The 13,363-nt window shown below is 44.7% G+C and carries 12 protein-coding genes; all 12 read left to right on the top strand.

Features of this window, described 5'->3' with window-relative positions; all coding sequences use genetic code 11:
- The first annotated feature begins 1 nt into the window (after position 1).
- The 12 genes from ilvN to murG all read left to right on the top strand — a co-directional run bounded on the left by ilvN (position 2) and on the right by murG (position 13,338).
- The gene (gene ilvN / locus MNY66_RS11295) at positions 2-493 is read left to right on the top strand and encodes an acetolactate synthase small subunit (protein ID WP_047256318.1); all 492 of its coding nucleotides are present in this window, start codon (positions 2-4) and stop codon (positions 491-493) included.
- A gap of 86 nt (positions 494-579) precedes the next feature.
- Complete coding sequence (gene cra, locus MNY66_RS11290) at positions 580-1,602, top strand: catabolite repressor/activator (protein WP_047256317.1); 1,023 nt, start codon at positions 580-582, stop codon at positions 1,600-1,602.
- Between the two features lie 690 nt (positions 1,603-2,292).
- A complete protein-coding gene (gene mraZ / locus MNY66_RS11285) occupies positions 2,293-2,751 on the top strand; it encodes a division/cell wall cluster transcriptional repressor MraZ (protein ID WP_047256364.1) in 459 nt (152 codons plus the stop codon).
- Between the two features lie 2 nt (positions 2,752-2,753).
- Positions 2,754-3,707, top strand: coding sequence for a 16S rRNA (cytosine(1402)-N(4))-methyltransferase RsmH (rsmH, locus tag MNY66_RS11280; protein ID WP_241500877.1), 954 nt, complete (start codon positions 2,754-2,756; stop codon positions 3,705-3,707).
- Complete coding sequence (gene ftsL / locus MNY66_RS11275; protein ID WP_047256315.1) at positions 3,707-4,024, top strand: cell division protein FtsL; 318 nt, start codon at positions 3,707-3,709, stop codon at positions 4,022-4,024. Before rsmH ends, ftsL begins: the two co-directional genes overlap by 1 nt.
- A 28-nt stretch (positions 4,025-4,052) precedes the next feature.
- A complete protein-coding gene (gene ftsI, locus MNY66_RS11270) occupies positions 4,053-5,822 on the top strand; it encodes a peptidoglycan glycosyltransferase FtsI (RefSeq protein ID WP_047256314.1) in 1,770 nt (589 codons plus the stop codon).
- Positions 5,809-7,296 carry a UDP-N-acetylmuramoyl-L-alanyl-D-glutamate--2,6-diaminopimelate ligase gene (gene murE / locus MNY66_RS11265; RefSeq protein ID WP_047256313.1) on the top strand — a complete coding sequence of 496 codons (1,488 nt, stop codon included), beginning with the start codon at positions 5,809-5,811 and terminating at the stop codon, positions 7,294-7,296. The genes ftsI and murE overlap by 14 nt, the downstream gene beginning before the upstream one ends.
- Positions 7,293-8,675: a UDP-N-acetylmuramoyl-tripeptide--D-alanyl-D-alanine ligase gene (murF, locus tag MNY66_RS11260; RefSeq protein WP_241500876.1), complete on the top strand. Its 1,383-nt coding sequence runs from the start codon at positions 7,293-7,295 to the stop codon at positions 8,673-8,675. The genes murE and murF overlap by 4 nt, the downstream gene beginning before the upstream one ends.
- Positions 8,669-9,751, top strand: coding sequence for a phospho-N-acetylmuramoyl-pentapeptide-transferase (mraY, locus tag MNY66_RS11255; protein WP_047256311.1), 1,083 nt, complete (start codon positions 8,669-8,671; stop codon positions 9,749-9,751). The genes murF and mraY overlap by 7 nt, the downstream gene beginning before the upstream one ends.
- A gap of 1 nt (position 9,752) precedes the next feature.
- A complete protein-coding gene (gene murD, locus MNY66_RS11250) occupies positions 9,753-11,063 on the top strand; it encodes a UDP-N-acetylmuramoyl-L-alanine--D-glutamate ligase (RefSeq protein ID WP_241500875.1) in 1,311 nt (436 codons plus the stop codon).
- Complete coding sequence (ftsW, locus tag MNY66_RS11245) at positions 11,063-12,256, top strand: cell division protein FtsW (RefSeq protein ID WP_047256309.1); 1,194 nt, start codon at positions 11,063-11,065, stop codon at positions 12,254-12,256. Before murD ends, ftsW begins: the two co-directional genes overlap by 1 nt.
- Positions 12,253-13,338, top strand: coding sequence for an undecaprenyldiphospho-muramoylpentapeptide beta-N-acetylglucosaminyltransferase (murG, locus tag MNY66_RS11240; protein WP_241500874.1), 1,086 nt, complete (start codon positions 12,253-12,255; stop codon positions 13,336-13,338). Before ftsW ends, murG begins: the two co-directional genes overlap by 4 nt.
- Positions 13,339-13,363: the final 25 nt, after the last annotated feature.

Here is a 13,363-nt window from a genome sequence, read left to right as displayed (position 1 = left end):
TATGCGCCGTATTTTATCGGTATTATTAGAAAATGAATCAGGGGCGTTATCCCGAGTTATCGGATTATTTTCACAACGCGGTTATAATATTGAAAGTTTAACCGTTGCTCCGACAGATGATCCGACCCTGTCTCGTATGACAATTCAGACAAAAGGTGATGCGAAAGTACTGGAACAGATTGAAAAACAATTGCATAAATTGATCGACGTTCTTCGTGTTAGCGAATTAACCGCATCAGAGCATGTGGAGCGAGAAATTATGTTGGTGAAATTACAGGCGAGTGGTTATGGGCGTGAAGAGATTAAACGCAGTACCGATATTTTTCGCGGCCAAATTATCGATGTGACACCAACGCTGTATACCGTTCAGCTAGCCGGTACCAGTGATAAACTTGACGCATTTATTGAATCTGTACGAGGGGTTGCTGAAATTGTTGAAGTAGTACGCTCAGGAATTGTCGGCGTTTCTCGCGGCGATAAAATTATGCGGTGAAAAATATGTAACACGGGGTTAAAATACATCAAATGTGGCGCTCAGAATGATTCTGAGCGAGTTACCTGACTTTTAAAGAGGTTAAAGTGAAACTGGATGAAATAGCCCGTTTAGCAGGTGTTTCGCGCACGACGGCTAGTTATGTGATCAATGGCAAAGCCAAGCAGTATCGAGTTAGCGATAAAACTGTTGAAAAAGTGATGGCAGTTGTCAGAGAACACAATTACCATCCAAATGCTGTTGCTGCAGGTTTGCGCGCAGGCAGAACGCGTTCTATTGGGCTGGTGATCCCTGATTTGGAAAATACCAGCTATACGCGAATAGCTAACTATCTTGAACGTCAGGCACGTCAGCGCGGTTATCAGTTGTTAATTGCCTGCTCTGAAGATCAGCCCGATAATGAAATTCGTTGCGTTGAACATTTATTGCAGCGTCAGGTTGATGCGATTATTGTTTCGACGGCTTTACCGCCCGAGCATCCGTTCTATCAGCGTTGGGCAAATCGTTCTTTGCCGATAATTGCTTTAGACCGTGCATTGGAACGAGAGCATTTTATCAGTGTGGTTGGCGATGATCAGGAAGATGCGACAGTCATCTCTGCTGAGTTAAGTAAATTTCCTGCTAAGTCTGTGCTGTATTTAGGCGCATTGCCTGAATTATCAGTAAGTTTTCTGCGTGAGCAAGGATTCCGTGCCGGTTGGCACGGTGATCAGCGCGAAGTAAGCTATTTATATGCCAATAGTTACGAGCGTGAATCCGCAGCTGAGGCCTTTACTCAGTGGCTGGATAAAGGTAATGACATGCCGGATGCTTTATTTACGACCTCTTTCTCACTATTGCAAGGCGTATTAGATATCATATTAAAACGCAGTGGACGATTACCTGAGCATATGGTTATTGCCACCTTTGGTGACAGTGAATTATTAGATTTTCTTGAATGTCCGGTATTATCACTTGCTCAGCGTCATCGAGATATAGCCGAACGAGTTTTAGAATTAGTGTTGGCGAGTTTAGATGAGAAGCAAAAACCGGAAGCTGGAATTACCAAAATCCGCCGTGATTTATGCCATAAAGGCAGTTTAGGCAGAAAAGCGTTATTTGTTGAATGAAGATAAATTAAATCAATAAATTTATGCTATTTCGTATCAAATAATCAGTGATATAGAAAGCATTCAGTATTAAAATACAGCCCCTAATCTCAGGGGCTTTTTTTATTTTGGTTAAGTGTGGGATTAAATTTCACTTTAAGAGAAATCTTAACCGTCAGATTATTTTTTATTGAATATTTGATAACTAAAGGCCATCAAATATTAAGAAAGATTAATTTAAATTAAGTTTAATTATTTTGATTTAATTCAAATTAACTACTGTGTATTTATCAGTATCTATATCATATTGATATAACTAAGTATTATTAATTAATAATGATTATTTTTTTAGCTGGCGATATGGTTTGTCTGTTTCATTTTTTTAAAACATTAAATTGGGCGTTGATAAATTGTTTAAAAATGAGACATTCACGACAGATATAATTATTTATTTTATCTATCACGTATTTATGGATATATTTTAATTAATTGTTATTATATTGAAAATAGATCAATTATATCATGATGTTAATTTGTGTTTTCTACCCTCGGGAATATTTTTCCACAATATAGTGACTCCATTAGCACTGTAAATAAAGCTAAAGCGCGCAACCTCTGGCTTGACAAGCTTTTCATACCATCCGTAAACTTCATGGGTGGTGATTTGTGGGGGAGCGTGGAGAAAGTGGAAATTTAGGGGGAAGAACGGGTATGTTTCGTGGGGCAACGCAGGTTAATCTCGACAGTAAAGGCCGAATTACTGTGCCTACCCGATATCGAGCAGTGCTGCTTGACGAATGCCAAGGACAAATGGTGTGTACTATCGATCTTCATCAGTCCTGTTTGTTGCTATATACCTTGCCTGAATGGGAAATTATTGAACAAAAATTATCGCGTTTATCTTCAATGGAACCGATGGAACGACGTGTACAGCGCCTATTACTAGGCCATGCCAGTGAATGTAAAATGGACAATGCTGGACGTCTTTTGTTAGCTAATACTTTGCGTCAGCACGCAGGGCTAACAAAAGAGGTCATGCTCGTTGGCCAAATTAATAAATTTGAACTCTGGGATGAACAACGTTGGTATCACCAAGTTCAGCAGGATATTGCCGCTGAGCTGGAGAATATTCAGCCGTTATCAACCCGATTACAGGACTTGTCACTATAATAATGCCAGAACAGCAATTTAAGCACGTTACCGTATTACTTGATGAAGCAGTAAACGGATTAAATATTCAGCCAAATGGCATTTATATCGATGGAACATTTGGTCGTGGCGGGCATTCTCGTCTGATACTTTCACAATTAGGTGATCACGGACGCTTGATTGCTATCGATCGCGATCCGGAAGCGATTAAAGCCGCCGAAGCGATAGATGACCCACGGTTTAGTATTAAGCATGGACCTTTTTCTGCGCTAGCTGATTATGTCGAAGAGGAAGGTTTAATAGGCAAAATTGACGGTGTGTTGCTCGATTTAGGTGTCTCTTCGCCACAGTTGGATGATGCAGAACGTGGATTTTCATTTATGCGCGATGGACCTTTAGACATGCGTATGGACCCCACCAAAGGCCAATCGGCATCACAATGGCTAATGAATGCAGAAGCCGATGACATCGCATGGGTATTAAAAACCTTTGGCGAAGAACGCTTTGCTAAGCGAATTGCTAGAGCTATTGTTGAGCGTAATCAAGATCCTGAGAAAGAACCGTTAACTCGTACTCGTCATTTGGCTGAGTTAATCGCTCAGGTTAGCCCGGTAAAAGAGCGCCATAAACATCCGGCTACTCGCAGTTTCCAAGCGATCCGTATTTATATTAATAGCGAGCTGGAAGAGATTGAACAGGCGCTGAATGGCGCAATGGCGGTATTAGCGCCGGCAGGGCGTTTATCAGTAATTAGTTTTCATTCTTTAGAAGACAGAATTGTAAAACGCTTTATTCGCCATAATAGCCAAGGGCCTAAAGTGCCTGCGGGGATCCCGTTAACCGAAACACAAATTAAAGCCTTAGGGGCGGCAAAATTACGCGCCTTAGGTAAGATGAAACCACCAGAAGCTGAAGTGGCTGAGAACCCAAGAGCGCGTAGCTCGGTGCTTCGCTTTGCCGAAAGAGTAGAAGATTAATGCCTCCTGAAAGACACAGTCTATTAAGAGTTATTGGTCGCGATCTGTTCAGTTATGGAATTATTCCACTGATTTTGTTGATAGCGATAATTATCAGTGCTGTATCTACGGTGACGACAGCACACGAGTCTCGTTTATTAACGGCTGAAAAAGATCGCCTTTTTGAAGAAAAGGACGCCTTAGAAATTGAATGGCGCAACCTGATCCTCGAAGAAAATGCCTTAGCAAATCATAGCCGAGTCGAGCGATTATCGGTCGAGAAATTGCAAATGATCCATGTCGATCCGGCACAAGAAAATATTGTTGTCACTAATTAATAATTATAAGTAATTACTAAGGGTTCGGATGAAAGCGCCTCGTTCCAGCAAAAACAAACGACAAGAAGAACAGAGCAGCTATGTCGGCTGGCGTTTTGCGTTGTTATGTGGGGGAATACTACTCGCATTAGTAGGTCTATTATCTCGTGTCGCTTATTTGCAAATTATTAGCCCTGAAAAACTGGTAAAAGAAGGTGATATGCGCTCATTGCGAGTGCAAGAAGTTGTCACCACTCGCGGTATGATTAGTGATAGAGAAGGGCGGCAATTGGCGGTTAGTGTTCCCGTTGATGCGATTTGGGCAGATCCAAAAATTGTACACGAAGAAGGTGGCGTGACCAATGATGAGCGTTGGAAAGCGCTGGCAGATGCTCTAGAAATTCCATTAGAACAAATTAACACTAAAGTTAATGCTAATCCTAAAGGCCGTTTTGTTTACCTCGCTCGTCAAGTTAATCCGTCGATTGGCGACTATATTCGCAAATTAAAATTGCCGGGTATTTATCTGCGCAAAGAATCCCGCCGCTATTATCCTTCAGGCCCGGTTGCCGCACATTTAATTGGCGTTACCAATATTGATGCCGAAGGGATTGAAGGAATTGAAAAAAGTTTTGACCGTTGGCTTAAAGGCTCTTCCGGTGAACGTATCGTGCGTAAAGATCGCGCAGGACGCGTGATTGAGGATATTTCTTCGACCGATAGCCAAGCCGCGCATAACTTAGTACTCAGTATTGATGAGCGCTTACAGTCGCTGGTTTATCGTGAACTGACCAAAGGGGTGCAGGAAAATAAAGCCGAATCAGGTACCGCGATTCTGGTGGATGTGAACACCGGTGAAATACTGGCAATGGCAAATAGTCCATCCTATAACCCGAATAATTTAGCCGGCACCACAATGGATTTAATGCGAAATCGAGCTATCACCGATATTTTTGAACCCGGTTCTACGGTGAAACCGCTGGTGGTTATGAGTGCCTTGCATAACGGTATTGTCAAAGAAAACACCGTACTAAATACTTATCCGTATCGGGTTAATGGGCATGAAATCAAAGACGTTGGACGTTACGCTGAACTATCGATTACCGGTATTTTACAGAAATCAAGTAACGTTGGGGTATCGAAATTAGCCTTAGCAATGCCAGCCACCGAGCTGGTTGATGTCTATTATAATTTTGGTTTTGGGAAGCCGACGAATCTGGGGCTGGTGGGTGAAAGTAGTGGTATTTTCCCTAGTAAGAAAACCCGCTGGGCAGATTTAGACCGTGCGACTTTCTCCTTTGGTTACGGCTTAATGGTCACCCCGTTACAGTTGGTGAGAGCCTACGCGACTATCGGCAGTTTTGGTATTTATCGTCCTTTATCGATCACCAAAGTTGATCCACCCGTACCAGGAACGCGGGTTTTCCCTGAATCCACCATGAAAACCGTGGTACATATGATGGAAAGCGTTGCCTTGCCTGGCGGTGGGGGAACACGTGCAGCGATAAAAGGCTATCGCATTGCGATTAAAACTGGGACAGCCAAAAAGGTGGGTCCAGACGGCCGCTATGTGAATCAATATATTTCATATACTGCCGGTATTGCGCCTGCGAGTAAACCTCGCTATGCGTTAGTTATCGTGATTAATGACCCGAAAGCAGGAAAGTATTACGGTGGGGTTGTCTCAGCGCCAATCTTTGGTGCCATCATGGGCGGTGTTCTGCGGATTATGAATATCGAACCTGATGCGTTGGCGACAGATACAAAAAATGAATTAGCGATTAATAAGATAAAAGAGGATAAAAGTGGCAGATCGTAATCTTCGTGATTTACTTGCGCCATTTGGTGTGAGCGCGCCTGAGATTAATCTAGGTGAGATGACGCTGGACAGCCGTAAAGCTGCCGCAAGTGATCTGTTTATTGCCATTAAAGGCCATGAAGTTGATGGGCGGCACTATATTCCTCAAGCGATAGCTCAAGGTGTGGCAGCCATTATTGCTGAAGCTGATGGCCAAGCTGACGAAGGCGAAATCAAATATCAACATGGCATTCCCGTGGTTTATCTGCATGATTTAAATCATAAGCTATCCCAGTTGGCTGGCGAGTTCTATCAACATCCGTCACAAAAAATGCGCTTAATCGGCGTGACGGGAACCAATGGTAAAACAACCACTACTCAGCTAATTGCGCAGTGGGCACAAGGGTTAGGTGAAACCAGCGCGGTCATGGGGACGGTCGGGAATGGATTATTGAATCATGTGACGCCGAGCGAAAATACCACCGGCTCGGCGGTCGATATTCAACTTGAGTTACAACAATTATTAAAACAAACCGCCAGCTTTACCGCGATGGAAGTTTCTTCTCACGGATTAGTTCAAGGCCGAGTGGCTGCATTAGATTTCGATGCTGCGGTATTTACCAATCTTAGCCGTGATCATCTTGATTATCATGGTGATATGGCCGCGTATGAAGCCGCAAAATGGCTATTGTTTTCGACCCATCATGCCAAAACTAAAATTATTAATGCAGATGATCCCGTCGGTTTGCAGTGGCTAGCACGTTTACCTACCGCTTGTGCCGTGAGTATGGAAAATGCTTTACCTAATGATTGGCAAGGAGCGTGGGTTTTGGCACATCAGGTTGATTACCATGATAAAGGCGCTACCATTCAATTTAATTCATCTTGGGGTGAAGGGATTATTCATAGCCCACTAATGGGGGCGTTTAATGTCAGTAATTTGTTGGTAGCAATGGCGACATTATTGATGTTGGATTATCCATTAGAGGCCTTATTGGCCTCTACGCAGGTGTTAACTCCAGTTTGTGGGCGCATGGAAGTCTTTAGCGCGCCGGGTAAGCCAACGGTTGTGGTTGATTATGCTCATACGCCAGATGCGTTAGAAAAAGCCTTAACTGCTGCACGATTACATTGTGCTGGTCAGTTATGGTGCGTATTTGGTTGCGGCGGCGATCGTGATAAGGGCAAACGACCATTAATGGGCGGCATTGCTGAGCAATGGGCAGACCGAGTCGTTATCACCGATGATAATCCGCGTAGCGAAGAACCACAGTCTATTATTGACGATATTATGTCGGGAGTTTTAGACAGTAGCCGCATTGTCGCGATAGCGGGACGCGCAGAAGCCGTCACTAGCGCCATCATGCAGGCTAAGCCTGACGATATGATTGTGATTGCAGGTAAAGGCCATGAAGATTATCAAATTATTGGACATCGTCGCTTAGATTATTCAGATCGCTTAACGGTGGCTCGGTTGTTGGGGGTAATGGCATGATCCCAGTAAGTTTACGTCAACTGGCCGCAGTCACCGGTGGTACGCTGATCACTGAAAATACTGCTGCTGCGGATACACTGATTATCCAGCAAGTCAGTACCGATAGCCGTCAAATTGGTGAACAATGTTTATTTATTGCCTTAAAAGGTGAACGTTTCGATGCGCATCAATTTATTGATCAGGTCATCGCTGCGGGCGCGAGCGCATTATTGGTCGAGCGCCAATTAGCGGTTAATTGCCCTCAAATTAAAGTTGAAAATACCCATATAGCGTTAGGGCAGATTGCCGCGTGGGTTAGACAACAGAGCTCTGCGCGTATTGTCGGGTTAACCGGGTCTTCGGGTAAAACTTCAGTTAAAGAGCTAACCGCCGCTATTTTACGCCAACGAGGCAAAACGCTTTATACCGCGGGCAATTTAAATAACGATATCGGTGTTCCATTGACTTTATTGCGTTTAACCGACGAGCATCAATATGCGGTTATCGAAATGGGCGCTAATCATATCGGTGAGATAGCCTATACCACCCATTTGGTTAAACCCGAAAGTGCCTTAGTAAACAATTTATTTGCCGCACATTTAGAAGGTTTTGGTTCGCTTGAAGGCGTTGCACAAGCAAAAGGTGAGATTTATCAAGGGCTGCCCGATGAAGGCACTGCAATTATTAATCTGGACAGTAATGATCAGGCTCAGTGGATAGCACAACTGGATCCGCGGCAAACAGTATGGCGTTATTCATTAACCGCACAAGATTCTGCAGATTTTTATCCGACAGATATCGTGGTTAATCAATTAACTACAGAGTTTACTCTGCATACGCCGGTAGGTAGCGTGCAGATTTCATTGCCGTTACCGGGCATGCACAACGTATCTAATGCGTTAGCCGCAAGTACGCTGGCGTTATCCGTGGGCGCGACACTTGATGATATTAAACAAGGCTTGAGACAGGCTCAAGCGGTGCCGGGGCGTTTATATCCTATCCATCTCGCTGATGGAAAAATCGTGTTCGACGATACCTATAACGCCAATACAGGCTCGATGATAGCGGCTATTCGAGTTCTCTCACAAATGCCGGGATATCGTATTTTCGTCACTGGCGATATGGGCGAATTAGGCGAATATGCCAAAGAGTGCCACCAGCAAGTGGGTGAAGTGGCACGCGAGTACAGTTTAGACAAAGTTTTCAGTGTGGGTCAGCTTAGCCATGAAATTAGTCAGGCCAGTGGCTGCGGCGAACATTTTGCATATAAAGCCGATTTATTAGCCCAATTACTTCCGTTGATTCAACAAAATGACGTTGTTTCTATTTTAGTTAAAGGTTCACGCAGTACTGCGATGGAAGATATCGTAGACGCATTACAGGAGTGCTACACATGCTAGTTTGGCTGGCCGAATTATTAGCCCATAAATTTTCCGGGTTTAACGTTTTCTCTTATCTGACGTTCCGGGCTATCGTCGGTTTGCTGACTGCGTTGGCGATTGCTTTATGGATGGGGCCGCACCTGATTGCTTTTTTACAGAAAATGCAAATAGGGCAAGTGGTACGCAGCGAAGGGCCAGAATCTCATTTTAGTAAGCGCGGTACCCCAACCATGGGGGGAATATTAATTTTGTTCTCGATTACGGTCTCCGTCTTACTGTGGGCAAGATTAGAAAACCCTTATATTTGGTGCGTGTTATTTGTCCTGGTGGGCTACGGGATTGTCGGCTTTGTGGATGATTATCGCAAAGTGGTGCGTAAAGATACCAAAGGCTTAATTGCTCGCTGGAAATACTTTTGGCAGTCCGTTATCGCCTTGGCCGTGGCTTTTACCATGTATGCCGTCGGCAAAGATACCCCTGCAACCCAATTAGTCGTGCCGTTCTTTAAAGATGTGATGCCTCAATTAGGCATGTTGTATATTTTGCTGACTTATTTTGTGATTGTCGGTACCAGTAACGCGGTTAACTTGACCGATGGTCTTGATGGCTTAGCTATTATGCCAACGGTGTTTGTTGCTGCCGGTTTTGCGTTAGTCGCTTGGGCGACTGGTAACGTCAATTTTGCTAATTATTTGCATATCCCTTTTATTCCTCATGCCGGTGAATTAGTGATTTTCTGTACCGCCATGGTTGGGGCAGGGCTCGGTTTTCTGTGGTTCAATACCTATCCAGCACAAGTCTTTATGGGCGATGTCGGTTCGTTAGCATTAGGCGGCACCTTAGGGACAATTGCAGTGTTACTGCGCCAAGAGTTTTTATTGGTGATTATGGGCGGGGTATTTGTCGTTGAAACCCTGTCGGTTATTTTGCAAGTCGGTTCGTTTAAATTACGGGGTCAGCGTATTTTCCGCATGGCGCCTATCCATCACCATTATGAGCTGAAAGGCTGGCCAGAACCTCGCGTTATTGTACGTTTTTGGATTATTTCGCTGATGTTAGTTCTGATTGGATTGGCAACACTGAAGGTACGTTAAGATGGCTGATTATCAGGGTAAAAAAGTCGTTATTATTGGATTAGGGATCACGGGTCTCTCCTGCGTTGACTTTTTTCTATCACGCGGGGTTATCCCAAAAGTGATAGATACCCGAGCAGCACCTCCGGGTATGGAAAGACTCCCGCCCGAGGTGGCTTGCCACAGTGGCAGTTTTCAACCTCAATGGCTGGCTGAAGCTGATTTAATCGTTGCCAGCCCGGGGATTGCTCTTGCGACGCCTGAGCTACAAACTGCGGCTGATAATGGCATTGAAATTGTTGGCGATATTGAACTGTTTTGCCGTGAAGCTAAGGCGCCTATTGTGGCGATTACTGGCTCTAACGGTAAAAGCACGGTTACCTCGTTAGTCGGTGAGATGGCTAAAGCGGCGGGATTATCGGTGGGGGTCGGTGGCAATATTGGGATCCCTGCGCTGTCCTTACTGAAGGCTAATCATCAGCTTTATGTGCTTGAACTTTCTAGCTTTCAATTAGAAACCACTAACAGTTTACAGGCGACAGTTGCTACGGTAATTAACCTCAGTGAAGATCATATGGATCGCTATCCGCATGGGTTACAGCAATATCGTGCCGCTAAATTGCGAATTTATAATCAGGCCAAATACTGTATTGTTAATCAACAAGATGCGCTAACACTACCCGCTACGGGAGCAGACCAACGCTGTATTAGCTTTGGTGTAGGGCAGGGCGATTATTTTTTTGATCAGCAACAGCGCCAATTAGTGGTTCATGGACAGCCGATTTTAGCGGTTAGCGACATGCTATTAAGTGGTCAGCATAATTATACCAATGCGTTGGTTGCGTTAGCACTGGCGGATGCGGTGGGTATTCCTCGTAAGGCCAGTATTGAGGCGTTAAAACATTACCCAGGTTTAGCACATCGTTTCCAATTAGTGCATTTTAATCATGGCGTACGCTGGATAAATGACTCTAAAGCTACCAATGTGGGCAGTACCGAAGCCGCCTTGCAGGGGCTTAAAGTCGAAGGGACTTTATTCTTGCTGCTGGGAGGGGATGGTAAATCCGCCGATTTTTCTGCGCTAAAAAAATATTTAGCTGCGGATAATATTAGAATTTATTGTTTTGGTCGTGATAGAGCACAATTAGCTGAATTACGCCCTGAAATAACTCAACAGACTGAAACTATGGAACAATCAATGCAATTAATCGCTAAGCAATTACACAGTGGCGATATGGTATTGCTTTCTCCTGCCTGTGCTAGCCTGGATCAGTTTAAAAGTTTTGAACACCGTGGGCATGAATTTGCTCGTTTAGCGAAGGAGCTTGGCTGATGACCTTGCCTGGAATGCTGCGTTTAAAGGGGTGGATAACTGGCGAACGCGATGGCTTGATGCTGGGGACGACACTGTACGATAGAACGCTGGTGTGGCTAGCTTTTGGGTTAGCGACAGTAGGGTTTATCATGGTGACATCCGCTTCAATGCCAGTAGGGCAACGGCTGACGGACGATCCGTTCTATTTCGCTAAACGCGATGCGTTGTATATTGTATTAGCCTTCATTTTGGCACTCATCGTGCTACGTATTCCGATGGTGATATGGGAAAAGTATAATTATATTATGCTGATCGGCTCATTAGCTATGTTGGCGGTTGTTTTAGTTGCCGGTAACTCGGTCAATGGTGCTTCGCGTTGGATAGATATTGGTATCGTTAAGATTCAGCCGGCTGAGCTATCAAAATTAGCTCTTTTTTGTTTTGTCTCTAGCTATCTAGTGCGTAAATCAGAAGAAGTAAGAACTCGTTTTCTTGGGTTCTTGAAGCCGATGGGTATTTTGATAGTCATGGCATTCTTGCTGTTATTGCAGCCGGACCTTGGTACTGTGGTGGTGCTGGTTGTTACCACTCTCGCCTTATTATTCTTAGCGGGCGCACGCTTAGCGCCATTTATTATTGGTATTGCTACCTGTGCTGCAGGGGTGGTTGGTTTGATTTATTTCGAACCTTACCGTGTACGCCGTGTGACTTCGTTCTTAAATCCATGGGAAGACCCATTTGGCAGTGGTTACCAGTTAACTCAGTCATTAATGGCTTTTGGCCGCGGTGAAGTCTTTGGTCAAGGCTTAGGCAATTCAGTCCAAAAATTGGAATATCTGCCCGAAGCGCATACCGACTTTATTTTTTCTGTTTTAGCCGAAGAACTCGGATATATCGGCGTAGTTCTGGTATTGCTGATGGTATTTTTAGTCGCGTTCAGAGCCATGATGATTGGTCGTCGCGCATTACAGGCGAATCAAAAATTCTCCGGTTATTTGGCCTGTGCTATAGGAATTTGGTTTACCTTTCAGGCGTTGGTTAACGTCGGCGCTGCCGCGGGTATGCTGCCTACCAAAGGATTAACCTTACCGCTAATTAGCTACGGTGGCTCGAGTTTATTAATTATGACCATCGCGATTGCGATTTTATTACGTATTGATTTTGAAACACGTCTGGAACGAGCTCAGGCGTTTGTAAGGAGCGCTAAATGAGTCAGCCAAAACGACTTTTAGTGATGGCAGGGGGAACCGGAGGGCATGTCTTCCCGGGGCTTGCGGTCGCACATTATTTAAAAGCACAGGGATGGGAAATACTGTGGCTAGGAACGGCTGATCGTATGGAAGCCGATTTAGTACCGAAACATGGTATCGATATTGAATTTATCAAAATTTCTGGTTTGCGCGGCAAAGGAATTAAGGCGCTTTTAGCTTCACCATTACGGATTTGGAATGCGATTCGCCAAGCCAAAGTGATTATTAAACGCTATCAACCTGATGTCGTTTTGGGCATGGGTGGTTATGTCTCAGGCCCGGGAGGAATTGCCGCGTGGTCGTGTGGTGTTCCTGTGGTTCTGCATGAACAAAACGGTATCGCTGGTCTGACGAATAAATGGTTAGCTAAAATAGCCAAGCGTGTGTTACAGGCCTTTCCAGGGGCCTTTCCAAACGCGCCAGTTGTCGGAAATCCAGTGCGTAATGATGTTCTTGCACTGCCTTTACCACAACAACGACTGGCTGAACGTCAAGGTGCGATCCGTGTATTAGTGATTGGCGGCAGTCAAGGGGCGCGTATTTTGAATCAAACCATGCCTGAAGTTATGTCAGTCGCGGCTCAAAAATACGCCAAACAACTAAATATATGGCATCAAGCGGGAAAAGGCGCACAGCAATCTACAGAAGCGTTGTATAATGAGGCGAGTAAAAATTCAGTCGATTTTGAGTTTAAAGTCACTGAATTTATTGATGATATGGCGCAAGCTTATGCATGGGCAGATATTATTGTTTGTCGCTCCGGTGCATTGACCGTGAGTGAAGTCGCTGCAGCCGGATTACCGGCTATTTTTGTTCCATTCCAGCATAAAGACCGGCAGCAATATTGGAATGCGTTGCCATTAGAGCAGGCCGGTGCCGCCAAAATATTAGAGCAGCCCCAATTTACGGCTGACGCGGTTGCCCAGTTGCTCGGTGATTGGGACAGAGCGCAATTGCTCGCCATGGCAGAAAAAGCGCGAGCCACCGCTATCACGGATGCAACAGAGCGTGTCGCTGCTGTTTTGATTGATGTGGCTAAATAGGTTTTCACCGCTGTGAAATGAGTTG

Source organism: Moellerella wisconsensis (assembly GCF_022592395.1).
In the GTDB taxonomy this organism is placed as follows: Bacteria; Pseudomonadota; Gammaproteobacteria; order Enterobacterales; family Enterobacteriaceae; genus Moellerella; species Moellerella wisconsensis.
This window is presented reverse-complemented; position numbering and strand designations above follow the sequence as displayed.

Bases quoted from the DNA above. Each gene is read 5' to 3' on its own strand.
- murD (WP_241500875.1), top strand. From the start codon at position 9,753: ATGGCTGATTATCAGGGTAAAAAAGTCGTTATTATTGGATTAGGGATC.
- mraY (WP_047256311.1), top strand. From the start codon at position 8,669: ATGCTAGTTTGGCTGGCCGAATTATTAGCCCATAAATTTTCCGGGTTT.
- ftsI (WP_047256314.1), top strand. From the start codon at position 4,053: ATGAAAGCGCCTCGTTCCAGCAAAAACAAACGACAAGAAGAACAGAGC.
- ftsW (WP_047256309.1), top strand. From the start codon at position 11,063: ATGACCTTGCCTGGAATGCTGCGTTTAAAGGGGTGGATAACTGGCGAA.
- murG (WP_241500874.1), top strand. From the start codon at position 12,253: ATGAGTCAGCCAAAACGACTTTTAGTGATGGCAGGGGGAACCGGAGGG.
- murF (WP_241500876.1), top strand. From the start codon at position 7,293: ATGATCCCAGTAAGTTTACGTCAACTGGCCGCAGTCACCGGTGGTACG.
- rsmH (WP_241500877.1), top strand. From the start codon at position 2,754: ATGCCAGAACAGCAATTTAAGCACGTTACCGTATTACTTGATGAAGCA.
- ftsL (WP_047256315.1), top strand. From the start codon at position 3,707: ATGCCTCCTGAAAGACACAGTCTATTAAGAGTTATTGGTCGCGATCTG.
- mraZ (WP_047256364.1), top strand. From the start codon at position 2,293: ATGTTTCGTGGGGCAACGCAGGTTAATCTCGACAGTAAAGGCCGAATT.
- ilvN (WP_047256318.1), top strand. From the start codon at position 2: ATGCGCCGTATTTTATCGGTATTATTAGAAAATGAATCAGGGGCGTTA.